The sequence below is a fragment of the Micromonospora sp. NPDC048986 genome, from assembly GCF_040649335.1.
In the GTDB taxonomy this organism is placed as follows: Bacteria; Actinomycetota; Actinomycetes; order Mycobacteriales; family Micromonosporaceae; genus Micromonospora; species Micromonospora alfalfae.
Genome location: NZ_JBEZFJ010000001.1, coordinates 337,300 through 360,072, shown reverse-complemented (window position 1 = coordinate 360,072; position 22,773 = coordinate 337,300). Strand labels below are relative to the sequence as shown.

Sequence of the window (22,773 nt, the reverse complement as noted above, 5' to 3'; positions counted from 1 at the left end):
CGGCGCTGGCTATCGGGCGAGGTTGAGGAATTCGTCAGCGACCTTCGTCAGTGCAGCTGGCTGGACTCTAACCAGAGCCTTCAACGGAGCCGTCCAGTTGCCTAGACGGAGCGCCCACGCGATGAGCATCCGTGCACGGGCAGGGTCCATTTCGTCGGCCAACGTGGCCAGCGCCGCCGCCTGTCGCCCTGGATTGCTGATCGCACGGGCCAACCTCTCGGCCCCCTCAACGTCGCCGCTAGCCATTGCTGTCCGAGAGAGCCTGGTCAGCACCGACGCCTGTTGCTCCTGGTGCCGTATCGACCGGGCCAACTCTACGGCCGACTCAAGGTTGCCGGCTTCCATTGCCGTCCTTGCGAGCGCGGCCAACGCAGACGCCTGCTGGTCTGGGCGAGCATTCGAGCGGACTAGCTCTTGGGCCCACTCGATCCGGCCACCTGCCGTAGCCATTTCGGCGAGCGCGAGAGCGACCTGTGCACGCTCATTCCAGTTGCTGATCGAACCAACCACTTCCTCGGCTTGCTCAGCCAGCGCATTGGCCCGTTCAGCATCGCCGACCACCGCCACTGCCACTGCAAGCCGTGCCAACGCTCGCGCCTGAGCGTCCGCACGCTCAATCAGGCGGACCAACTCCTCCGCTTGGTCGACAAGCGGCCAGGCGCGCTCGGTGCGGCCTGCCCCGGTCATCGCCATCACGACCGCGGCCAAGGCCCCCGCCCGCTTCTCTGGATTGTTTATCGATTGCGCGAGCCTGGCGGCTCGATTGGTGTCACCGGCCGCAGCAACCGCCTCAACCAGCACGCTCATCGTTCGGGCATACCGGTCGGGATGGCTGATTGAGCGAACCAACTCTTCCGCCCGGTCAGCCAGCTCCCCAGCCCTTCCTCTGTCGCCCGCTCTGGCGACCGCCGGTACCAGGGCCGCCAACGCCTGCACCTGCCAGTCCACGCGGTCGATCGAGTAGACCAATGCCTCCGCTCGTTCCGCGTCGCCCCCTCCAGCTATCGCCTCCGCCAGCGCGCTGAGCGCTTCTGCCTGCTGCTGGGGACGCCGAACGGACCGCACCAACGCCTCGGCCTGCTCGATCCTGCCGGCGGTAGCCAACCGCCGGGCAAGAGCGGTCACTACTGACGCCTGCCGGTCGGGACTCCTGATCGAGCGGACGATCGCCTGTGCCTGCTTCGTGTTGCCGCCGGCAGCCGCGACCTCGGCCATGCCTGCCGCCGTTTCCGCTATTGCTGCCATCGCTTTGGCCCGCCCCTGCCGGCGACCAATCGAACGGGCCAACATCTCTGCTCGTTCAATCTCGCCTGCTGCGGCCACCGCCGGTGCAAGCGCACCCAACGTAGTTGCCCGGCGACGTCCGTCGGTGATCGAAAGGGCCAGGGTTTCCGCCCGCTTGATCTTGCCTGCTGCGGCCATCGCCGGCGCGAGCGCAGACAGCGCCTGCTCCTGTCGGTCTCGGTTCGTGATCGAGCGGGCCAACATCTCGGCCCGCTCAACCTCACCTGCTGCGGCCACCGTCGGCGCGAGCACACTCAACGCCTGCTCCTGTCGGTCACGGCCGCTGATTGAACGCACCATGCTCTCTGCTCGCTCGATCTCGCCTGCCGCTGCCATCACTCGCGCCAGGGATGCCGAGGCTTCTGCCTCCAGCCTTCCGCCGCTGATCGAACGCACCAGTGTTTCTGCCCGATCGAATTCGCCGGCCGCAGCCAGCGCCGGTGCCAGGGCGGCGAGCGCCCGCTCGCGCCGGTCTGGGTCGCTGACCGAACGAGCCAATCCCTCGGCGTGGTTGGCCAGCGCGCTGGCCCGCTCGGCGTCGCCGGCCTCTGCGACAGCCCTCGCCAAACCACTGAGCGCCAACGCTTTCTTGTCCGGGCGAGCCATCGAGTTGACTGCTTTCTCAGCCCGGTCGGCCAGCACAACAGTCCGCTCGCGGTCATGAACTCCGCCAACTGCCGCGACGATGTTGATCAACGCCTGCACACGGTCAGTCGAATCCGTCGAGCGAATCAGGTCTTCAGCACGCTCAACCAGCGTGTCAGCCCGCTTGACGTCGCCTGCCAGGGCGACTGCCCCGGCCAGGAGAATCCATACCTGCGCCCGCTGGTCTGGACCTGGAAGCGAACGAATTAGATCCTCGGCTTGGTCAGCCAGGGCACTCGCCCGTTCGCCGTCGCCAGTTGCGGCCACCGCCCTCACCGCGGCGGTCAATGCGCGCGCCCTCGGCTCCGGCTGACCAACCGAGCAGGCCAGCGTGTAGGCGCGACGATCGTCGCCGGCTGCGGCCACCGCCGCCGCCAGTCCGGCCAACGCCCGCGCACGGCTGTCCGGGGAGTCAATCAGGCGAACCAGCTCCTCGGCGCGGTCAACCAGCCCGCCAGCCCGCTCGGTATCGCCTGCCGCGGCCGCCGCCCCGACTAGGCCACCCAGCGCCCACGCCTGCCAGTCCGGGCGGTCGAGCGTGCGAACCAGCTCCTCGACGCGGTCAGCCAGGCCGCCAGCCCGCTCAGCGTCGCCTGCCTGGGCGACTGCCCCGGCCAGGGCGATCCATACCTGGACCCGCCGGTGTGGATCAGCGACCGAGTGCATCAGCGCCTCGGCGCGGTCGGCCAGCACGTCAGCCCGCTCGACGTCGCCATCTCTGGCGACCGCCGCCGCGAGATCAGCCAACGCCGACGCCTGCCGACCGGGATCGTCGATGGAGCGTGCCAAGGCCTCGGCCCGAACAGGCTGGCCTAGCGAAGCCCAAACTACGGGTAGTCCGGTAGGGATGGTGGCGTTGCGTCCTGCAAGGTTGTCTCGATGAATGGCAAGGCGAGCCATGTCCAGTAGGTCAGGATCGGGCTGAGCGAGAATGACGTCCTGAGTGGTGGTGATTTCGGCGAGGGCAGCAGTGTCGCCTCCGGTGATGTCGAGCATCCGGTCGTGCCGGTGAGGGTCCACGGCGCAGGCGATCATCCTGGATAAATCGCCGGTGGCAAGCAGCATCCGGTAGTAGCCACGCAGCAGATATTCGGGGGTGCCGGCCGGCCATTGTTGCTCCCGAAAGGTGTCGGCCCAGACGTGCAGACGTTGCCGGTAGCCCTGCAGTCGCGCCTGGCCAAGGCGCTCAACGGCGGCGTTCTGCAGTTCTTCGTGACCGAGCACGTACAGGTCGGGTCCCATGTTGGGCTGCCAGCGGCTCGGGCGTTGAGTGAACGAGCGACCGGCGACAGTACCGAGGTGGTCCGCAACCTGCCAGGCCGGCGAGCCGGTCAAGTCAGCAAGGTCGTTGGCGCTGAGGCCGCCCCCGGCGGCCGTGAGAAGACCTAGCAGGTCCTGCTCGGCTGGAGCGCCCGACAGCAGCCTGGCCAACTCCCGCAGCATGTCTGCCCTACGCACCTCCGCCTGCGGCGATCTGTTCAGTGGTCGAACAATCCGGGGATCGCGTAACGGATGGTCATCTGGCACGTCGGTGGGGATCGGGGGGTTCGGCCGGCCAGAAACGACGATGCGCATTCCGGCCGGCGGCGTTGCGGGCAGCAGTGCGGCGATGCTGTGTGCGTCCGATCCGCGATCCTCATCCAAGCCGTCGATGAGCAGGATCAGCCGCTCACCTCGTGTCTGGCAGGCCTCGGCAGCACGGTCGAGTAGATCGAGAAAGCTCTGGTCGCGAGTCGCGTCCGTGTAATGGGCCGGCATTGGCTCACCAAGCAGTTCGGCCAGTTGCTCGATGACCACGTCGGTGAAGGCGACCCTGTCGCTCTGTCCGGCCCATCGGGCCGTGATGAAGAACGAGACGAGTCGTATCCCGTTCGGCGGGTGCAGGACGAACCAGGACATCAAGGCCGACTTACCAGCCCACGCGTCCGCACGCCACCACCGGTAGCCGGCGGCATCAGGCAACGTGCAAAACGCCGTCAGCTCGGCCAGTTCCTGTTCCCGGTCCAGCAGATCCGACGGGGCGATGCGCTGCACCTGCTGGCGGTAGGCCGACCGGGCGACAGGCCGTGAAGCGATGGTGACTGGCCCCTTGATCACGCCGGTGTTGGCGAATCCGCCGCTGTGAGCTGTCGCGTTGCCGGTCTCGCGGGCCAGTGCGTCGGGCAATCGTCTCAAGCTCACCGCGAGCCCTTCCGCCGCGCAGGGGCCTCGATGTCAGGGGCGAAGGTTCAGGCCGCTGTTGGCGCTGCCGCCATTGCTGGCCTGAGCGTCACCGGTGCGATCCGCTACTGCTGGCCCTGCGATCGTGGACGAGCCCGTCACCCCACTGTTCGCTCGGCTGCCCAGCCCACGTGCGGTGGCACTGCCGGTGTTGCCGGCGCGATGGCCTGGGCTGCTGCCCGGCAACGCCGCCCACACCGCCACACCTAGCGCCGCTACCGCGGCCAGGGCCGACGCGACGGTAGCGATTCGATCTGCTTGGTCCCACTGGCTGAACGCGAAGGTGGCTCCGAGCGCTCCTACCGCCAGACACGTCACCAGGATTGCTACCCGCCGCGCAGTCACCCCCACATCATGCGCTCCGCGACATCAAATGGACAGGCTCCGACGGGGCGCTTCACCACCGACGGTGTTGATCAAGAGGTTTGCGTCATCATCAGGCCGATCGATGACGCAAACTTCTTGATCAACATGGGCGGGGTCAGGGTTGGGGCGGGTCGGGTTACAGGGCGAACAGCAGGGCGGCGTCCAGGAGGACGACGACGGCGGTCGCGAAGTGGATGCCGAAGGCGACGGCCTTCGTGCCGCCGTTGCGCAGCACGATGAGGGTGTCGCTCAGTGGAACGAGCGCGACGACCAGCATGTACCACGCGACCGCCTCGGCAGTGGTGAAGGCGATCAGGGCGAGCCCGAGCAGCCCGAACGTGAGGTCCTTCAGCCCTTTGACGGTCAGGTAGGCGGGGTCGCCGTCCGGCTTGGCCGGCACCCCGTACCCAGCGGCTGCGGCCTGCGGCGCCAGCAGGAACCGCGCACCGATGAAGGCGACGAAGAGGCTGAGTACGACGGCGAGCCCGTAGGCGAGGGGTGCCAGCATGGGTCTGCTCCAATTCCTAGCGCTGCTAGATGTTAGAGCGACGCTAGCAGAGCGGCGGTAGGTTCGCTAGCGGTGCTAGGGTCGCTGTCATGTCGACTCAGGCGCGCCGCGAGCGCGAGCGGGCGGAACGGGAACGCGCCATCATCGCCGCTGCCCGCGACCTCGCCCTCGCGGAAGGCTGGGACGCGGTGACCACCCGGCGGCTCGCCGCCGAGATCGAATACAGCCAGCCCGTCCTCTACAGCCACTTCAAGGGCAAGGACGCCATCATGGCGGCGGTCGCCGTCGAGGGCTTCGCCGAGCTGGCAACCGCACTGGTGTCCGCCCGCGCCGCCGCGGCCGACCCACGACAGGCGGTCGCCGACGTCGCGGCGGCGTACGTCACCTTCGCCGAGCAGCGCCCAGCGCTCTATGACGCGATGTTCACCCTCGCCGTGGACCTACCGTTCGCCACCCAGACTGTCCCGACCGACCTGGCCCGGGGCTTCGCCGAGCTGGCCGAGACGGTGCGTCCGTTCGCCGGGGGCGGCGACCTGGAGACGCTCACCGAGACGTTCTGGAGCGGCCTGCACGGGCTTGTCACACTGATGCGCAGCGGCCGACTCCGCCGCCCCGGCCACGACCGCCGACTGGCAGTGCTGGTGGACCGCTTCTCCCGGTGAGCGCTCGCCGGCACGGCCCAGGCACACCCTGGGCCTAGCGACGATCGGGCCGCAGCGGGTGCCGGGCGCAGGGCGCGAGGTGGTCGACCGGCAGGGGGCACCGCGCGCCGCCGGGCAGTGGTCGATCACAGAACACCCAATGGCGTACGCCCTGCTGGTCCTCCGCCGAGACGGTGACCCCGCCCGGCTCGACCCGCGCGCTGAGCCGCACCAACACCCGAGCGGCGGTACGCGCGAAGATCCGGGCGCGCAGCAAATCCGGCGCAACGATCGGCAGGTGGATCACCCAACGCCCGCTCATCGGTGGTGGCACCGTTCGAGAAGCTGCCGCGGCCGCGGCGGATCGCCCCGCCTTCTCGTCGCACGTGGCTCGTCGCGCCGGCTCGACAGCCGACGGATCAGGTTGCGCACGGTGACCGCCCTTCGTCGGATGGATCGGCGTGCAGGGGCGGCCTCCGCCGCTTGCGGTCGACGGAGACCGCCCCGCCCTGCGGCCGTCCGGGGGGTACGGCAGCAGGCCGCGCCGGGGGAGCGCGGCGAGTGAGGTCTCGGCGGCGATGCGAGACCAGTACGAGAGGCGCCAACCGACCGCAGCAGCACCGCATCACCGAGAGCGACGCTACCGATACTGAGTCACCTATGTCAAGGACGTCGCTGAGTCAGCTACCCACCTATGTCACTCGCGCTACATACGTTGCCTGCGTCGAAGCGGCTGATCAATACTGGGCGAGCCAACCGACTGCAAGGGGCTCCACGTGCCTATCCCGCCCACTATGGACGAGCTGCTCGACGACCTCCTGAAGAAGATCAAGAGCGGGACCTATTCACCTGGTTCCCAGCTCCCGTCCGGGCGAGTGTTGGCAGACGAGTACGACGTCTCACAGTCCACGATCAGCCGTGCGGTGGCGAAGCTGCGGAAGCAGGGCGTGCTCGTTGGCCGTCCGGGGCGCGGTGTCTTTGTCGCGGAGTCCGGCAAGCGCTGACGCTCGTTGACCTCTGGGTCGCGCCCTACGAGGCGACCCGGAGTCGCCCGCGGCCCACCGCGCACTCGCACGGCCGGTTCGTCCAGGACGGTCGACGGCCGATTCGTCTACGACATCAGGTCCATAGCGAGCGCAAGAGACGCCGCGCCCCCGCTCGCCCCGCGCCCGCGCCCGCGCCCGCGCCTGCGCCCGCGACACGCTGATCGACTCGGCTTTCAGGAAATCGGGGCATTGAGCTGCCCCGGACACCGCGACTTCCTGAAAACCGAGTCGATCAAAGTCGTGCGTGCGTTAGTCGACAGTGGGCAGCTTCGGGCCGAGGACGTCGTCGGCGTCGACGATCGTGTACGCGTACCCCTGCTCGGCGAGGAAGCGCTGCCGGTGCGCCGCGTACTCCGTGTCGATGGTGTCCCGGGAGACCACCGTGTAGAAGTGCGCCTGCCGGCCGTCGGCCTTCGGCCGGAGCACACGGCCGAGCCGCTGCGCCTCCTCCTGGCGTGACCCGAACGTCCCCGACACCTGGATCGCCACCGCCGCCTCGGGCAGGTCGATGGAGAAGTTGCCGACCTTCGAGATGACCAAGGTCCGCAGTGAGCCGGACCGGAACGCGTCGAACAGCCGCTCCCGCTCCTTGTTGGTGGTCGAACCCTGGATGATCGGCGCGTCCAGGTATTCCCCGAGCTGGTGCAACTGGTCGATGTACGCGCCGATCACCAGCACCTGGTCGTCCGGGTGCCGGTCGACCAGCGCCTTCACCACCGGCAGCTTGGTGCGGGCGGTCGCCGCCATCCGGTAGCGCTCCTCCGCCTCCGCCGTCGCGTACGACATCCGCTCCGCGTCGGTGAGGGTCACCCGGACCTCGGTGCACTCGGCCGGGGCGATCCAGCCCTGCGACTCGATGTCCTTCCACGGCGCGTCGTACCGCTTCGGCCCGATCAGGCTGAACACGTCACCCTCGCGGCCGTCCTCGCGTACCAGAGTCGCCGTGAGGCCCAGCCGACGGCGGGCCTGGAGGTCCGCGGTGAACCGGAAGATCGGCGCGGGCAGCAGGTGCACCTCGTCGTAGACGACCAGGCCCCAGTCGCGGGCCCCGAAGAGGTCCAGGTGGGTGAACGCACCGCCGCGCCGAGAGGTGAGCACCTGGTACGTGGCGATGGTGACCGGGCGGATCTCCTTGCGCTCGCCGGAGTACTCGCCGATCTCCTCCTCAGTCAGCGAGGTACGGGCGATCAGCTCCCGCTTCCACTGCCGGCCGGCGACAGTGTTGGTGACCAGGATCAGTGTTGTCGCCTTCGCCTCGGCCATCGCCGCCGCGCCGACCAGGGTCTTGCCGGCGCCGCAGGGCAGCACCACCACCCCCGACCCGCCGGCCCAGAACGCCTCCACGGCCTCCCGCTGGTACGAGCGCAGCGTCCACGGCTTGCGCCCGTCCTTGCCGGCCTCGGCCAGCTCGATCGGATGCGCCTCACCGTCGACGTAACCGGCCAGGTCCTCCGCCGGCCAGCCCAGCTTGAGCAGCGCCTGCTTGAGCCGGCCACGCTCGGACGGGTGCACCCGGATGGTGTCGTCGTCGATCCTGTCGCCGAGCATCCCGGCGAGCTTCTTGCTCTTCGCCACCTCGATCAGCACCAGCCGGTCCAGTGCGCGCAGCACCAGCCCGTACGCCGGGTCGTTGGCGAGCTGAAGCCGGCCGTACCGGTCCATCGTCTCGGCCACGTCCACCAGCAGGGCGTGCGGCACCGGGTAGCGGGAGTACTTGAGCAGCGAATCCACGACGCCCTCGGCGTCGTGCCCCGCCGCGCGGGCGTTCCACAGGCCCAGCGGGGTCAGCCGGTAGGTGTGCACGTGCTCCGGCGAGCGTTCCAGCTCCGCGAACGGCGCGATCGCCATCCGGCAGGCCTGCGCGTCGGGGTGGTCGATCTCCAGCAGCAGGGTCTTGTCCGACTGCACGATCAGTGGTCCACCGCTCACGCCAGTGTCCTCTCCTCGGTTGGCCGACCGGCCGGAACGGGTCGCATACCCGCTGCTGGCCGACCATCCAGTGTTGCACGATGCGGGACTGCGGAAGAAAGATGCTCACCGGGCGCAACCGTGATGGCACTCACGAACGTCTAGTAAAGGGACGACTGTCTGGGGAGGGCCCATGAAGCATGTTCGGATCGCCTCCCGGCTGGTTGCCCTCGTGGTGGTCGTGCTGGTCGGCGCGGGAGCGTGCGCGTTCGATCCGCAGTCCGGCGGGAGTGGTGGCGGGGGAGCCGCCCCAGCCGGTGCGGCGGAACAGGCAACGGGGGCGGGCGACACGTCCGGGCCCGACCAGCACGGCCGGCCCACACCGGCCGCGCCCACGGCGAAGCCCTCCCGGAAACCCACCCCAAAGCCGACCCGCCCGGCACCCACCACGACCCCCGGCACCGGTACGCCGACCGTCGCCGGCTGCCCCCAGGGGCAGCACCAGCGCGCGGTGGAGACCCACCTGACCCGATTGGGTGGGTTCGGGACGGTGACAGTGGACGGCCGGCAGTCCGCCGCCGACTGCGCGGCGATCAAGAAGTTCCAGAAGAGGTACGGCATTCGCCCCGTCGAGGGTCGCGCCGGACCAACCACCCTCGACGTGGCCCAGCGCCTCGCCACCACCGACACGACCCGCTGCAAGGCCGGCACCGGCACCACGTTCTGCGTGGACCTGACCCGGCAGACCGTCTGGGCGCTCCGCGGCGGCAAGGTGATCATGGCACCGACGGTGACCCGCACCGGCATGTCCGGCTACCGCACCCCGGCCGGCACGTACACCATCAACTACCGCAACCCGAAGGAATGGTCGAACCCGTACGAGGTGTGGCTGCCGTACTGGCAGCACTTCACCCAGGGGATGGGCTTCCACGAGACCACCACCTACCTGCACGAAAAGTCGATCGGCTCGCACGGGTGCGTCAACCTGCTGCACGCCGACGCCGTCCGGATGTGGCAGCTCGGCAAGGTCGGCACCCGGGTGGTGCTGATCGGCCGACGCCCCGGCACCTGAGTGACCCGGAACGAATCGCGGCGATAACCCCCTGTCCGACCGGACTAACGAGTGTCACCCTTGGAGTCCAGGGCCGGACCGGGCGGGGAGGCTGGGCATGACGGTCGACCGTGACGTGATCGCGGAGCACGAACACGTACCACCCGATGAGGTGTCCCGAGCGACTGTGATCGCGTACGCCGTCGCGGCGACGCTCCTCCTCGGGTGGTTCCTCTTCGGCTGGCTGGTGCTCCAGCAGGGCTTCGTCGACTCGGTCGGGGAATCCGCCGGCGCCGGCTTCGCGCTGCTGCTGATCATCTCAGTGGTCGGCACCGTACGCCGCAGCCGCCGCTGACCGACGGCGCCCCCGCGGTGGCCGCCGCCGGTCAGTCCGCCACCACCGCCGCGGTGATCCGGTGCAGCGCGAACGTGTGCAGCATCTCGGTCCGTTCGTCCTCGGCCCGCAGATAGCCGGCACCGATCGAGACCGGCTTGAGCAGGCGTGACGCCGTCGCCCCGTGCGCGTCGACGTAACCAACCCAGACCAGCGCCTTGTCCCGGACCGCCTGCTGGAGCACCGCCAGGGCCTCGCTGTGGGTGTGCGCCGGCACCGGGCCGCCGCCCAGCCCCGGCGCACCGCCGCGCACCACCGCCGGTGCCCGTCGGGCGGCCCGCGCCGCAGCGTCGCCTCGCCGGATGTGCTCCACCACGCCGAGCAGCCGGGGCATGGGCAGCTTCGGGGCGGCCAGCGGGTCGATCGTCCTGGTGGTCACCGACACCCGGGGCGGGGCCCGCCGGATTCGTGGCCGGGTCAGCACCGTGCTGCCGGTGCCGTCCTCCTGCACCGGGGCGTACCCCGCGTCGCGCAGCGCGCCCAGCAGCCGACCAACCTGGTACTGCGTACACAGCACCGTGGGCGCGAGCCGGCGCAGCGCCAACGACTCCAACCGCCGGTCGGCCAACACCTCGCTGATCAGCGTCTCGTCGTCGCTGCGCAGGTACGCCCCGGCCAGGCCGACCCGCAGCCCGCCGTGCTTACGGGCCACGTCGTCGATCAGGTAGGTGAGCCCCTGCGGCACCGGGGTACGTGACCGACGCCGGAACACGTCGTGCAGGTCGTCGGCCGTGTAGCCGGAATCCAGGGCCCGCCGCACGCTGGCCGTGGTGACACGGTGCACGCTGGCCCCACCGGCCGACTCAAGCTCGGTCATCGACTCCAACTCGACGGCGAGCGCCGGCTCGGGTGGGCCGGGCACCACCACTGTCAGGTCGGCCTGCACCAGAAAGTGGTCGACCGGTGCGGGCAGCAGCGCGTCCAGCGCGCGTGCGGCACCGGACGGTTCGCCGCTCTCGACGTCGGCGTGCACGCCCAGCGGGTCGTCACCCCGCTCGTCGGTCGACGTCAGGTCCCCGAGCAGCAGCCGACCGTACGAGGTGAGCGCCCCCAGCCCCGTCACGCCCAACTGTGCGGCCTCGGCCAGCACCTCCCGGTGGGCGGCGTCCCGGCCCCGGCTGCGACGCGGGGCCCGCCAGTCCAGCAGCTCCTGCACCTCCTGCGGGGTGGGTGCCGTCGCCGGCTCCAGATCGGCGAGTACGCCGAGCACCGCCCGTCGGGTGGCCGGCACTCCGGCCCGCTCGGCCTCGGCGGAGAGCGCAGTGATCGGCCGGTCCCGGTCGTCACGGCGGCCCACCAGCCCCACCTGCCGGGTCATGGTCAGCCACGCTCGGGCGAGCTGCTCCCACCGTTGGGCCAGCGAGGCGGCCCGCCACACCTCGTATCCACCGGTCGGCAGCACCTGCTGATCCGCCCCGTACCGGCCGGTGGTCGCACCGGGCATCTCCAGCTCACCGAGGAGCCCTGCCGCGTACGCCACCTCCAGCAGCAGCGCCGTGGTGGGTTCGTCCAGCCCGCCGGTACGTGCCAACCGGCGCAGGTCCCGTACACCGATGCCACCCGAACGCAGCACCGGCGCGGGCTCGTCGGCGAGCTGCTCCAGCAGCCCTTCGGTGTTTCGGACCACCTCAATGGTCTGGCCGGCCCCGGCCGAGTCGACAGCTTTCGGCTCGCGCGGCGCGGCGGCCACCGGCGGTGGGCTGGTACGCAGCGGCCCGAGGGGGCCGCTGTCGCGGCGCAGTAGCAGGCCGACCTCGCGGGGCAGCTCCACAGTTCCGCTGGCCGTGGACGAGCCTGTCGTCGCCGGGACCAGCAGTCGGTTGTCGACGAGCCACCGCACCGGGGAGCCGGTCGGGGCGCCCCCGTTGGTCGGGTCGGTGAGGACCGGGTCCGCCGCGCCGAGCGGGGGCGCCTGCAACGCCCCCGGCGGCACGCTGCCCACCGGCGGGCCGGCCGCCAACCGGTCCAGGATCGCCCGGGCCGAGGGTGGGGCGGCGAGCACCGTCCGTCGGAGCTTCGCCGGGTCCGCGCAGAGCGCGGCAGTGCGCGGGTCCAGCTCCGCGGCTGGTCGGCCGAGCCCAGCGGGGTACGGGGAGACCTCGTCGACGGCGGGCAGCACCTGGAGCGCGTGCTCCGGGCCGTACAGCAGGAAGAGCGCACGCAGTCGGCCCACGGCGGCCCGGACGGCCGTCGGAGCCGGCGGCTGCGGCCCGGAGGTCGCCATCGCGAGCACGGTGTCGGTGGCGGTGGTGGCGTCGTCCGGATTCCGGGTGAGCCGGGCGGCGTCGAGGATCTGGAGGGTGAACTGGTCCAGACCGTCCAGCGCGCGGGCCACGGAGACCCGGGACTGGGCCCGGATGGCCAGGGCGGAGACGTCGGCCGGCACAGGCACGACGAGGTCGGGCCGCAGCTGGAGGAGCGCGGCCAGTGACTCGTCGGGCAGCGACCGCAGGTGGTCGGCGAGTGAGGTGGTCATCGTCTTTCCACGCTAGCCCGGCACCGGGCTTCCGCGCCCCTCGGACGTCCGGTCGACCGGGAGTAGCCGGTACGTTTCTCGACATGCCCGCACTGACCGTCGGATTCGACCTCGACATGACCCTGGTGGACTCCCGCCCCGGCATCGCCGCGACGTACCGGGCGCTGACCGCGAGGACCGGTGTGCCGGTCGACGCCGAACTGGCGGTGTCCCGGCTCGGGCCGCCGCTGCGTACCGAGATCGCGCACTGGTTCCCGCCGGAGCAGGTCGAGTCGGCCGTGCGGGTGTATCGCGAGCTCTACCCGGCGTACGCGATCACCCCGACGCTCCTGCTGCCCGGCGCGCGGGAGGCCGTCGAGGCGATCCGTGCGCGGGGTGGCCGGGTGCTGGTCGTCACGTCCAAGATCGGTCGGCTGGCCCGGTTGCACCTGGACCACCTCGGTCTCAGTGTCGACGAGTTGGCCGGCGACCTGTTCGCCGAGCAGAAGGCGACAGCTCTGCGGGAGCACGGCGCTACCCACTACGTCGGTGACCATGTCGCGGACATGGTGGCGGCGGCGGCGGCCGGGGTGCCCGGCATCGCTGTGGCGACCGGCCCGTGCTCCGCCGATGAGCTGCGCGCGGCCGGGGCGGAAGTGGTGCTGGACGAGCTCACCGAATTCCCAGCGGCGCTCGACGGGATGATCCAGCTAGCCTTGGAGCAGTAGCGGCTCAAGTGAAGCAGGGGTTTTCAGGTGCCTACGGGTCGAGTGAAGTGGTACGACACGGCCAAGGGATACGGCTTCGTCACGAGTGACGAGGGCGGCGACGTGTTCCTGCCCAAGGGGGCGCTGCCGGCGGGTGTCACCGACCTCAAGGGTGGCCAGCGGGTCGACTTCAGCGTGGTGGACAGCCGCCGGGGCGCGCAGGCCATGGGGGTCAAGCTGCTGGACGCGCCGCCGTCGATGGCAGAGCTACGTCGTCGGCCGGCGGAGGAGCTGCACGGCCTGGTCGAAGACATGATCAAGGTGCTGGAGGCGAAGGTCCAGCCGGACCTGCGCCGGGGTCGGTACCCGGACAGGAAGGCCGCGCAGAAGATCGCTCAGCTGGTCCACGCGGTGGCCCGCGAGCTGGAGGTCTGAGGCACCAGGCCGGCGGTGGCGGCCCGGTCGAGCAGTGCCGCCACCGCGGCGAAACCGGCCTCGCCCAGGTCCGCTGTGAACTCGTTGACGTAGAGGCCGATGTGCCGGTCGACCACGTCGAGCTCCATCTCCTGGGCGTGCGCCAGCACGTACTCCCGGCTGGCCGCCGGGTCCGCCCAGGCCTGCCGGACCGACTCGCGGACCCAGCCGGCCGCGGCCTCCGGGTCGACCGCCCCGCGCCGGGCCAGGATCGCGCCGAGGGGGATGGGCAGACCGGTGTCGGCCTCCCACCATTCGCCGAGGTCGACAAGGGCGGTCAGGCCGTGCCGGTGGTAGGTGAACCGGGCCTCGTGGATGACCAGCCCAGCGTCGTAGCGCCCAGCCGCCACGCCCGGCATGATCTCGTGGAACGGAACCACCTCGATCCGGGCCGGTGGTCGCCCGGCCGACCAGAGCCGGAACAGCAGGTACGCGGTGGTCCGGTCGCCCGGCACCGCCACCGTGGCACCGGTCAGGTCGGTGCGGTCCGGCCCGCCGTCACTGTCGCCCCGGGTGAGCACCAGCGGACCGCAACCGCGACCGAGGGCGCCGCCGCAGGGCAGCAGGTGGTAGTCGTCGAGCAGCCACGGCAGCGCCGCGAAGCTCACCTTCACCAGGTCGAACGCGCCCCGCTCGGCTGCCGTGTTCGTGACGTCCACGTCGGCGTACGTCACCTCGACCGGCGGCGCGCCGGGCACCTGCCCGTGCACCAGCGCGTGGAAGACGAACGTGTCGTTGGGGCAGGGCGAGATAGCCAGGGAGAGCGCCACACCCTCACGGTAGCCCCGCCCTCAGCCCGGGGTCCGTGCCCACCCCACGACTGTGATCCGCAGCGGTGTTCCGAGTCGGAGCGAGGCGGCGGCGCGAAGCCGGCGGAAGCCCCGCCCGGTGGAAGGGACGCGTGGGAACGGCCGACCCAGCCGGGTCTAGCACCTGCCCAGGTCTCCCTTTGGAGCTGATGCCACAAACGAATCGCCCGGCGTCGGCGATCGTGGGTCTGCAACCGGACATGCTGTCTAGCTAGGGACATGCTGTGTACCTAGGGATATGCGGTGTATTTAGGGACATGCTGTGTAGCTGGGGGCATGGGTCGGGCGGTGATGTCGCAGACGGTTCAGCTCCAAAGGGGCTCACGGGAGTAGGTCGTCCACCGAGCGGAGCGGTTGTCCACAGCGTTATCCACAGCCCGACGCAGGGTGTTGATCGCGCACTGACCAGCCGGGACCATCGGTCTGTGACCGAGGCGAGTGACAACACCGACGAGGTCGGCGGAGCCGATCTCGGGCAGGCGCTCCGTGCGTTGCGTCGGCGGGCCGATCTGAGTCAGCGACAGTTGGCCGAGAAGTCCGGGGTGCCACAGCCGACGCTGGCCCGGATCGAGTCGGGGCGATCGATCAATCCCCGATTCCGGACAGTGGAACGCCTCGTGCAGGCAGCGGGTGGGCAGTTGGCCGTTGGCGTCCCGGCAGCATCCGGCTTCGCCGAGCCCGTGCCGGTTCCGCACCACGACATGCGGGACGAGGCAGGCCGTCGATACCCGGCTCACCTGGACGTGTGGCCGGTCCACGAGCCTCGGGACTGGCCCGGCGCCTGGTGGGCGGAGTGGTACCGGTTGCCGCCCGAGCGGTATCCACTTCCGCTGCCACCGGCAGCGTACGAGCTGAACCGGCGCTACCGCGACAACCGACGGTGGGGTGCCGAGGTGCAACGGACCGCGCGGGTGCGCCGGGTGCTCACCAACGACCTGCCGGCCACGTCCTGGCGGTACGTTGCCGAGCTTCCCGGCGGGAAGCTGGTCGGTGAACTGCGGGCCCATGAGCGCAGCCCGTTCCTGGAGTTCGGAGAGTGGATTCCGGGCCTGCCGGAGCGGGAGATGGTGCTCGACGGCGTGCTCGTCGATGCCCGATATCGGCGGTTGGGGCTGGGGCGTCGGCTGGTCAGTGCACTGATAACCGAGATGCGCGAGGCGGGCATCGACGATGCGGCGGCGATCGCCGAGGGCTTCGGCACCGAACTGCTACTGGCGTGCGGCTTCGAGATCGAGGGGCGCCGTCCGGCCGCACTGCGCCTGGGCCCTCCGGGTAAACGCTGGTTCCTCTGAGCCTCGGCTGAGTCAGCGCAGTGCCGGGGCCGCCGCGGTCAGGGCGGCGAGGGCTTCGCGCAGCCGCCAGGCGTCCCGGTCGCGGGGGCCGATCGGGTTGGAGATGGTGCGCAGTTCGGCGAAGGGCACCCCGGCCTGTGCCGCGGCGACCGCCACGCCGTACCCCTCCATGGCTTCGGCGACCGCCTCCGGATGCCGACGGCGCAGCTCGTCGGTGCTGGCCGTGGTGCCGGTGACGGTGCTGACAGTGAGCACCGGCCCGGCCGTGGCCGTCGGGAGGGCGGCTCGCAGCGCCGCCAGCAGGCCCGGGTCCGCCGGCACCCTGCTGCCCGCACCGATCAGCGCGGGTGGCATGCCCAGCTCGTCGACCGGAATGAAGCCGCCGGGCGACTCCGCGCCCAGGTCCGCGGCGATGCTGGCGGTGCCGAGAACCGTGTCGCCGACCTCGGCCCGCCCGGTGAAGCCGCCGGCCACGCCGGCGCTGACCACCGCACGGTACGGGCGGCCGGCGGCCTCCGCCAGCGCCAGCAGCCGGGCCGTGGCGGCACCGGCGACGGCCGGACCCACACCGATCGGAGTGACTGTCACCGTGGGGTCGGTCAGCCCGGCGCGGACCGCGTCCGCCTCGGCTGGAACCGCCGTCACCACCAGCAGGCCGGTCACGGGACTGAGCCGGGGGACTCCCGGCGGGTTTCGTCGTCGGCCCCGCCACCCGGGCCGCCAACGGCCGACGACGGGCGGTAGATGTGGTAGCCGGGCGGGGCGAGGCTCGGGTCGTCGTACTGCGGCGAGCTGGTCTGGGCCGGCGCCGGTGAGGTTGGTGTGGGGTCCCCGGGCTCGTCAGCCGGGTCGTCCTCGGTCAGCTCGTCGTCGCCGAGCGGTCGGCCGGCCAGCTTCTCGCCGCGCAGCCGGGCGGCGGCCAGCACACCCCGGATCGCGGCCAGTACGCCGACCCCGGCGGCCACGGCGATGCCCATCCGGCCATCGAACGGCACCAGCCCGAGCCCGCCGCCGGCAACGAAGGCGAGCATCAACACCGTCTCGGAGTGGGCGAAGGAACTGGCCCGCAACCGTTCCGGGATGCGTTCCTGGATCGACGCGTCCACCGCCAGCTTCGCTATCCCGCTGGCCAGCGCGGCGACCAGGCAGAGCAGGGCGACCATCAGCAGCGAGAACTGGATGACGGCGAGCACCGCCACCCCGGCCGCGATGATCATGCTGCTGGACTGGATGGCGGTCGGCCGGTGGATGCGTAGTCGGGTGCCGATGGCGGTGGCCAGGAACGTACCGACCGCGAGCGCGCCGCCGACCACGCCCAACGCCCACTCGGCGCCCAGATCCCGGCCGAACACCACTGTGGTCAGGTCGCCCTTCTTGATCGCGAAGGCGAGGAAGAGCAGCAGGAAACCGTAGAGCGCGCGTAGCGTCGCCGCGCCGATCAGGGTGGCGATCACCAGCCGGCCGGACGGTCGGCCCCGGCCCAGCGGCCGGTCGCCACGGCGGCGGCCCAGCGCGCGCAGTGGCCGGGGGACCCGCTCCGGTGGCTCCGAGTCGGCCTTCGGCGGCAGCCGCAGGGAGATCACCATGCCGACCAGGAAGATCACCGACGCGACCCTCAGCGGCCACTGCGGCCCGAACCAGAACGCGGCCAACCCGATCGGCGCCACCAGCGCGCCCGCGACAGTGCCGTAGACGCTGGCCCGGGCACCCACCTGGGACAGGCCGAGCCCCTCCGGCAGCAGGCGGGGCACCGCCGCGGAGCGGGCCACGCCGTACGCCCGGGAGAGCGCGAGCACCCCGAACGCGGCCGGGTAGAGCCCGAAGCCGTGGATGTAGTCGGAGATCAACCAGGCCAGGAAGGCGCGGCCGAGCATCGTCGCCGCCAGGGCGTACCGCCGGCCGTGCCGGAAGTGATCCAGCAGCGGGCCCACCACCGGGGCGAGCATCGCGAACGGCACCATGGTGACCAGCAGGTAGAGCGCCACCTTGCTGCGGGCCTCGCCGAGCGGCACGTTGAAGAAGATCGTGCCGGCCAGACCGATGGCGATCAGGGTGTCACCGGCGCAGGAGAGCGCGTGCAGGTCGAACAGGCGAACCATGCCGACCTCGCCGCCGGCACCCCGGGCGCGGGCCCGACCGGCCCGGCGGGTCACCCAGCGGCCGCTGCCCACCGAACCGCGCAACAGCAGCCGGATGGCGCGAATGCCGGTGCCGACGGTCCGCCCGAGGACGGATCGCCCGGAGGGGGAGTACGACGGCATGTGCACCATCCTCGCCCATCTGATCCGGGTACGCCGCACCACCGCTGGGAAAGGTTCCCCGGGAGTCCCTGTCACCCCTGCGAGGCGCATGGGGAACAATGGTCGGGTGACCAGGCCCGCTTCCACCCGTGCCGCCCGTCTCGACCAGGTCTGCGCCGCCGCCGTCGAGGTGGCCCGCGCCGGCATCACCGAGGTGGACGCCGACGACGTCGGCGACCACCTGCAGGTCGTTGCCGAGGGTGACCGGCTGGTCACCCACTACTTCGAATGTCGCCTCGCCGGCTACAACGGCTGGCGCTGGGCGGTCACCGTCACCCGGGTGCCGCGCAGCAAGACGGTGACCATCTGCGAGACGGTGTTGCTGCCCGGCCCGGACGCGCTGCTCGCGCCCGGTTGGCTGCCCTGGCAGGAGCGGCTCAAGCCGGGCGACCTGGGGCCGGGTGACCTGCTCCCGACCTCGCCCGACGACGATCGGCTGGTCCCCGGTTACCTGCTCTCCGACGACCCGGCGGTCGAGGAGACGGCATGGGAGTTGGGCCTCGGGCGTGCCCGCGTGCTCTCCCGGGAGGGCCGCATCGACACGGCGCAGCGCTGGTACGAAGGTGACCACGGCCCCGCCGCGGCCATCTCGTCCGCCGCTCCGTCCGCCGCCCGCTGCGGCACCTGCGGCTTCTACCTGCCGCTGGCCGGTGCGATGCGGCAGGCGTTCGGGGCGTGCGGCAACTTCTACGCCCCCGACGACGGCCGGGTGGTGAGCGCCGACCACGGTTGCGGCGCGCACTCCGAAACGTTGATCGAGGCGGCCGAGACCGCTGTCGACGAGCTGCCCACGGTGTACGACGACAGCGCGGTGGAGGCCATGTCGGTCAGCCGGGCGCCGGGCTCGGTGGAGGCGGCTGAGCCGGCGGAGCCGTACGGGCACTCCTGATCGTCCGCGCCGGATTGCTCCGGCGCGGAGGTCAGCTCACCTCGCGCGGCGGCGTCGCCGGTTGGCGTCGTGCCGCATCATCACGGCGAGACCCGGGAAACCCCACAGGAAACCGGCGAGGCAGGTCCAGAGCCAGTTCTGGTGACCGTGGTCGGTCAGCCAACCCCTGAAGAAGATCAGCAGGACCAGCCCGGCGACCGCCCACGCGATCAACCCGGCGAGGGCGAACGGCACCATCGGCGGATCTAGCGGTGCGGGCCGCGGTGGCTGCTCGTTCGGCATTCGGCAAGCGTACGGGATCTACTTCCCCTGCCCACCGACGATCTGGGACGATGCGCGCGACAACTGGAAGATCACCTGCGAGGACCTGATGGCCGTAGCGCCGCCCGAGAACGGCACACCTCCCAACCCCGCTCATCCGCGTAACGGTTTCGACCGGTTCTTTGAGATCTCCGCCCGTGGCTCGACGTTGAGCCGTGAGGTACGCGGTGGCCTGGCGACCTTCTTCACGATGGCCTACATCGTGGTGCTCAACCCGCTGATCCTGGGCGGCGCCGTCGACGGTGACGGCAAGAGCCTTCCGATTCCGGCGTTGGCTGCCGCGACCGCGCTGGTCGCCGGCCTGATGACCATCCTGATGGGTGTGGTCGGCCGGTTCCCGCTGGCGCTCGCCGCCGGTCTGGGTGTCAACGCCCTGGTGGCGTACGAGATCGCCCCCGAGATGACCTGGGCAGACGCGATGGGTCTGGTGGTGATCGAGGGTCTGATCATCGCGGTGCTGGTGCTGACCGGTCTGCGGACCGCTGTGTTCCGCTCGGTGCCGACCCAGATGAAGAGCGCGATCGGGGTCGGCATCGGTCTGTTCCTGACCATCATCGGCCTGGTGGACGCCGGCTTCGTGCGGCGCATCCCGGATGATGCCAACACCACGGTTCCAGTCGGCCTGGGCATCGGCGGCAAGCTGGTGAGCTGGCCGATGCTGGTCTTCGTGGTGGGCCTGCTGATCACGCTGGTGCTGGTGGTCCGTCGGGTGAAGGGCGCGATCCTGATCGGCATCCTCGCCTCGACGGTGCTCGCGGTGATCGTGGAGGCCATCGGCAACATCGGCCCGTCGTTCGTCAACGGTCAGCCCAACCCGAAGGGCTGGTCGCTGAACGTGCCGGAGTTGCCGAAGTCGGTGGTCGACCTGCCGGACCTGTCGCTGCTCGGCAAGTTCAACGTGTTGGACTCGTGGGGCCGGGCCGGTTGGCTGGTCGTGCTGATGTTCATCTTCACGCTGTTGATCACGGACTTCTTCGACACCATGGGCACCATGGTCGCGGTCGGCCAGGAGGGCGGCCTGCTCGACGAGCAGGGCACTCCGCCGAAGGCCAAGGAGATCCTGCTTGTCGACTCGATCGCGGCGGCGGCCGGCGGTGCGGCCAGCACCTCCAGCAACACGTCGTACATCGAGAGCGCTGCCGGTGTCGCGGAGGGTGCGCGGACCGGCGTGGCCAACCTGGTCACCGGCGTGCTCTTCCTGCTCGCGATGTTCCTGGCGCCGCTGGTGGTGATCGTGCCGTTCGAGGCGGCGTCGACGGCCCTGGTGGTGGTCGGGTTCCTGATGATGACAGCGGTGCGGACGATCGACTGGTCCGACTACGAGATCGCCATTCCGGCGTTCCTCACCATCGTGCTGATGCCGTTCACCTACTCGATCTCCAACGGGATCGGCGCTGGTCTGATCACCTTCGTGGTGGTCAAGCTGGCGCGGGGCAAGGCCCGTGAGATCCACCCGTTGCTGTACGGGGTGGCAGTGCTCTTCGTGCTGTACTTCCTGCGTGGGCCGATCGAGTCAGTGGTGCTCTGAGCCACGTCCGGGCGGGGAGTCGATCGGGACTCCCCGCCCGTACCATCTGAATCCCCTCGTGAGCCTGGTCATAACGGATGTCGTTAGCCATGCTCATTAGTTAAGCTAACTACTGTGACGGAGCGGACGGTGACGGCGGAACGCGTGCCACCGGCGCAGCTGGCTCCCCAGCTGCGTGATGCGATCACCCGACTCAACCGGCGGGTCCGACAGGCCCGGCCGGTCGGCGACCTCACGGTCACCCAGGTCTCCGCGCTCACCAGCCTGCGGCTGGCGGGCGCGATGACACCCCGGGAACTGGCCGACGTGGAGCGGGTGCAGCCGCCGACGATGACCAAGATCGTCGGGAAGTTGGAGGACCGCGGCCTCGTGCGGCGGACACCCCATCCGACCGACGGGCGGCAGGTCATCCTCGCGGCGACCGAAGGAGGGCAGGCCGTGCTCGACCAGTTCGAGCGGGCCCGCGACGAATGGCTGGCCCACCGGCTGGCCGCGCTCGACGAGGACGAACGGGAGACCCTGCAGAGGGCCGCCGAGATTCTTCAGCAGCTCGCTCGCGCCTGAGCCGCACCCGCGCCACCGGGTCCGTGCCGTCACGTGTCGATGACGCGTACGTCCGGAGGAGGCGCACCAAGAGTGCAGGCGAAGCTGAGCACGATGTTCCAGTCCCTACAGGTCCGCAACTACCGCCTCTTCGCATCCGGGCAGCTGATCAAGTTGATCGGCGTCTGGATGATGTTCATCGCCCAGGACTGGCTCGTCCTCGAGCTCTCCAACAACTCGGCGACCGCGCTCGGCGTGGTCACCGCCTGCCAGTTCACCCCGGTGCTCCTGCTCACCCTGCTCTCCGGCCGGCTCGCCGACCGGTACGACAAGCGGGTGCTGCTCTTCGCCGCCAACGCCTTCTGGAGCCTGCTGGCGCTCGGCATGGCGATGCTGGTCCTCACCGACCTGGTGCAGCTCTGGCACGTCTTCGCCTTCGCCGCGCTGCTCGGCACCGCCAACGCCGTGGAGACCCCGGTCCGGCAGGCGTTCGTCTCCGAACTGGTCGGCACGCCGCTGCTGCCCAACGCGCTGTCGCTGAACGCCGCAGTGTTCAACTCCGCCCGGATCGTCGGCCCGGCCGTGGCCGGCCTGGCCATCGCCGCGTTTGACGTCGGCCCGGTCTTCCTCTTCACCGCCCTCAGTTCGGTCGCGCCCCTGGTCAACGTCGTCCGGATGCGCACGACCGAGCTGCACCGTGACGCCCTGCTGCCCCGCGACGAGCGGGCGTCCGCCCGGGTCGTCGACGGCCTGCGGTACGTGTGGCGTCGCCCCGACCTGCTGCTGCCGATGGCGATCATGTCGGTGATCGGCATGTCGCTGTTCAACTTCCAGCTCACCCTGGCCGCGTTGGCGAAGACGGTCTTCCACACCGGAGCCGCCTCCTTCGGCCTGTTCAGCACGGCGCTGGCCGTCGGCGCGCTCGGCGGAGCGCTCAGCGGCACCGGTCGCCGTAGCCGCCCGTCCGTGTGGCTGGTGCTCGGCGCGGCGATCGCCTGCGCCAGCTTCGGCACCCTGGTCGGCCTCTCCACCGCGTACTGGCTGGTGGTGGCGCTGTTGGTGCCGACCGGCTTCTGCATGGTCTTCTTCGCCCAGGCCGCCAACCAGCGGATCCAGATGGGCGTCGACGCGGCCTTCCGGGGACGGGTGATGGCCCTGTGGGTGCTGGTGTTCCTGGGCACCAACCCGGTCGGCGCGCCGCTGATCGGCTGGGTCGCGGAGCACTACGGTGCCGGTGCCAGCATCTGGATGGGTGGGCTCATCTCGCTGGCCGCCGCGCTGATCGCGCTCACCTGGCAGTTGCGCCACTCCGGTGCCCGGCTGCGGTTCCGGGTGCTGCCGATGCCTCGTTTCTACGTCACCTCGACCGACTGCTGAGGTTTACCACCGACG

General features: G+C 70.6%; 20 protein-coding genes. 11 read left to right on the top strand and 9 right to left on the bottom strand.

The annotated features are described in order from the left end of the window. Positions 1 to 9: 9 nt before the first annotated feature. Positions 10 to 4,095, bottom strand: coding sequence for a hypothetical protein (locus AB0B94_RS01635; protein WP_357267204.1), 4,086 nt, complete (start codon positions 4,093 to 4,095; stop codon positions 10 to 12). A gap of 556 nt (positions 4,096 to 4,651) precedes the next feature. Next, on the bottom strand, positions 4,652 to 5,023 hold the full coding sequence (locus AB0B94_RS01630) for a DUF4267 domain-containing protein (RefSeq protein WP_357267201.1): 372 nt from the start codon (positions 5,021 to 5,023) through the stop codon (positions 4,652 to 4,654). Between the two features lie 89 nt (positions 5,024 to 5,112). On the opposite strand from AB0B94_RS01630, the gene AB0B94_RS01625 reads away from it, so the two are divergent. After that, entirely contained in the window at positions 5,113 to 5,685 is a 573-nt protein-coding gene (locus AB0B94_RS01625) for a TetR/AcrR family transcriptional regulator (protein ID WP_357267198.1), read from the top strand. Positions 5,686 to 5,719: 34 nt separating this feature from the next. Here the strand turns inward: AB0B94_RS01625 and AB0B94_RS01620 are convergent, their stop codons facing one another. Further along, on the bottom strand, positions 5,720 to 5,986 hold the full coding sequence (locus tag AB0B94_RS01620; RefSeq protein ID WP_357267195.1) for a hypothetical protein: 267 nt from the start codon (positions 5,984 to 5,986) through the stop codon (positions 5,720 to 5,722). Between the two features lie 472 nt (positions 5,987 to 6,458). Here AB0B94_RS01620 and AB0B94_RS01615 point away from each other — a divergent pair, with 472 nt between their 5' ends. Beyond that, a complete protein-coding gene (locus AB0B94_RS01615; RefSeq protein WP_357267192.1) occupies positions 6,459 to 6,668 on the top strand; it encodes a winged helix-turn-helix domain-containing protein in 210 nt (69 codons plus the stop codon). Between the two features lie 291 nt (positions 6,669 to 6,959). Here the strand turns inward: AB0B94_RS01615 and AB0B94_RS01610 are convergent, their stop codons facing one another. Beyond that, positions 6,960 to 8,639: a DNA repair helicase XPB gene (locus tag AB0B94_RS01610; RefSeq protein WP_357267189.1), complete on the bottom strand. Its 1,680-nt coding sequence runs from the start codon at positions 8,637 to 8,639 to the stop codon at positions 6,960 to 6,962. A 172-nt stretch (positions 8,640 to 8,811) separates the two neighbouring features. Here AB0B94_RS01610 and AB0B94_RS01605 point away from each other — a divergent pair, with 172 nt between their 5' ends. Further along, positions 8,812 to 9,690: a L,D-transpeptidase family protein gene (locus AB0B94_RS01605; RefSeq protein WP_357267186.1), complete on the top strand. Its 879-nt coding sequence runs from the start codon at positions 8,812 to 8,814 to the stop codon at positions 9,688 to 9,690. A 97-nt stretch (positions 9,691 to 9,787) separates the two neighbouring features. After that, positions 9,788 to 10,024, top strand: a complete 237-nt coding sequence (locus tag AB0B94_RS01600; RefSeq protein WP_357267182.1) for a hypothetical protein — start codon at positions 9,788 to 9,790, stop codon at positions 10,022 to 10,024. A gap of 31 nt (positions 10,025 to 10,055) precedes the next feature. On the opposite strand, the gene AB0B94_RS01595 is transcribed toward AB0B94_RS01600, so the two are convergent. Next, positions 10,056 to 12,539 (bottom strand): helicase-associated domain-containing protein, encoded by a 2,484-nt coding sequence (locus AB0B94_RS01595; RefSeq protein WP_357267179.1) that lies wholly within the window; start codon positions 12,537 to 12,539, stop codon positions 10,056 to 10,058. Between the two features lie 83 nt (positions 12,540 to 12,622). Here AB0B94_RS01595 and AB0B94_RS01590 point away from each other — a divergent pair, with 83 nt between their 5' ends. Both AB0B94_RS01590 and AB0B94_RS01585 read left to right on the top strand, forming a co-directional pair. Further along, a complete protein-coding gene (locus tag AB0B94_RS01590) occupies positions 12,623 to 13,246 on the top strand; it encodes an HAD hydrolase-like protein (protein WP_357267176.1) in 624 nt (207 codons plus the stop codon). 27 nt (positions 13,247 to 13,273) lie between these two features. After that, on the top strand, positions 13,274 to 13,660 hold the full coding sequence (locus AB0B94_RS01585) for a cold shock domain-containing protein (protein WP_030329652.1): 387 nt from the start codon (positions 13,274 to 13,276) through the stop codon (positions 13,658 to 13,660). Here the strand turns inward: AB0B94_RS01585 and AB0B94_RS01580 are convergent. Continuing rightward, positions 13,621 to 14,469 (bottom strand): 1,4-dihydroxy-6-naphthoate synthase, encoded by an 849-nt coding sequence (locus tag AB0B94_RS01580; RefSeq protein ID WP_357267172.1) that lies wholly within the window; start codon positions 14,467 to 14,469, stop codon positions 13,621 to 13,623. The two genes, AB0B94_RS01585 and AB0B94_RS01580, sit on opposite strands and share 40 nt — an antisense overlap. Before the next feature lie 464 nt (positions 14,470 to 14,933). Here AB0B94_RS01580 and AB0B94_RS01575 point away from each other — a divergent pair, with 464 nt between their 5' ends. Continuing rightward, positions 14,934 to 15,800, top strand: coding sequence for a helix-turn-helix transcriptional regulator (locus AB0B94_RS01575; RefSeq protein WP_357267168.1), 867 nt, complete (start codon positions 14,934 to 14,936; stop codon positions 15,798 to 15,800). Between the two features lie 12 nt (positions 15,801 to 15,812). Here AB0B94_RS01575 and AB0B94_RS01570 read toward each other — a convergent pair whose 3' ends face one another. Next, positions 15,813 to 16,463, bottom strand: a complete 651-nt coding sequence (locus AB0B94_RS01570) for a futalosine hydrolase (protein ID WP_357267164.1) — start codon at positions 16,461 to 16,463, stop codon at positions 15,813 to 15,815. Beyond that, entirely contained in the window at positions 16,460 to 18,061 is a 1,602-nt protein-coding gene (locus AB0B94_RS01565; protein WP_357267161.1) for an MFS transporter, read from the bottom strand. The genes AB0B94_RS01570 and AB0B94_RS01565 overlap by 4 nt, the downstream gene beginning before the upstream one ends. 88 nt (positions 18,062 to 18,149) lie before the next feature. On the opposite strand from AB0B94_RS01565, the gene AB0B94_RS01560 reads away from it, so the two are divergent. Further along, entirely contained in the window at positions 18,150 to 18,989 is an 840-nt protein-coding gene (locus AB0B94_RS01560) for a DUF3027 domain-containing protein (RefSeq protein ID WP_238668884.1), read from the top strand. A gap of 36 nt (positions 18,990 to 19,025) precedes the next feature. On the opposite strand, the gene AB0B94_RS01555 is transcribed toward AB0B94_RS01560, so the two are convergent. After that, positions 19,026 to 19,271, bottom strand: a complete 246-nt coding sequence (locus tag AB0B94_RS01555) for a DUF2530 domain-containing protein (protein WP_091395273.1) — start codon at positions 19,269 to 19,271, stop codon at positions 19,026 to 19,028. Between the two features lie 88 nt (positions 19,272 to 19,359). Here AB0B94_RS01555 and AB0B94_RS01550 point away from each other — a divergent pair, with 88 nt between their 5' ends. The 3 genes from AB0B94_RS01550 (at position 19,360) to AB0B94_RS01540 (ending at position 22,758) form a co-directional block, all read left to right on the top strand. Then, a complete protein-coding gene (locus AB0B94_RS01550; RefSeq protein WP_238668885.1) occupies positions 19,360 to 20,838 on the top strand; it encodes an NCS2 family permease in 1,479 nt (492 codons plus the stop codon). Positions 20,839 to 20,952: 114 nt separating this feature from the next. After that, complete coding sequence (locus AB0B94_RS01545; RefSeq protein WP_030486369.1) at positions 20,953 to 21,402, top strand: MarR family transcriptional regulator; 450 nt, start codon at positions 20,953 to 20,955, stop codon at positions 21,400 to 21,402. 72 nt (positions 21,403 to 21,474) lie between these two features. Further along, positions 21,475 to 22,758 (top strand): MFS transporter, encoded by a 1,284-nt coding sequence (locus AB0B94_RS01540; RefSeq protein WP_357267156.1) that lies wholly within the window; start codon positions 21,475 to 21,477, stop codon positions 22,756 to 22,758. Positions 22,759 to 22,773: the final 15 nt, after the last annotated feature.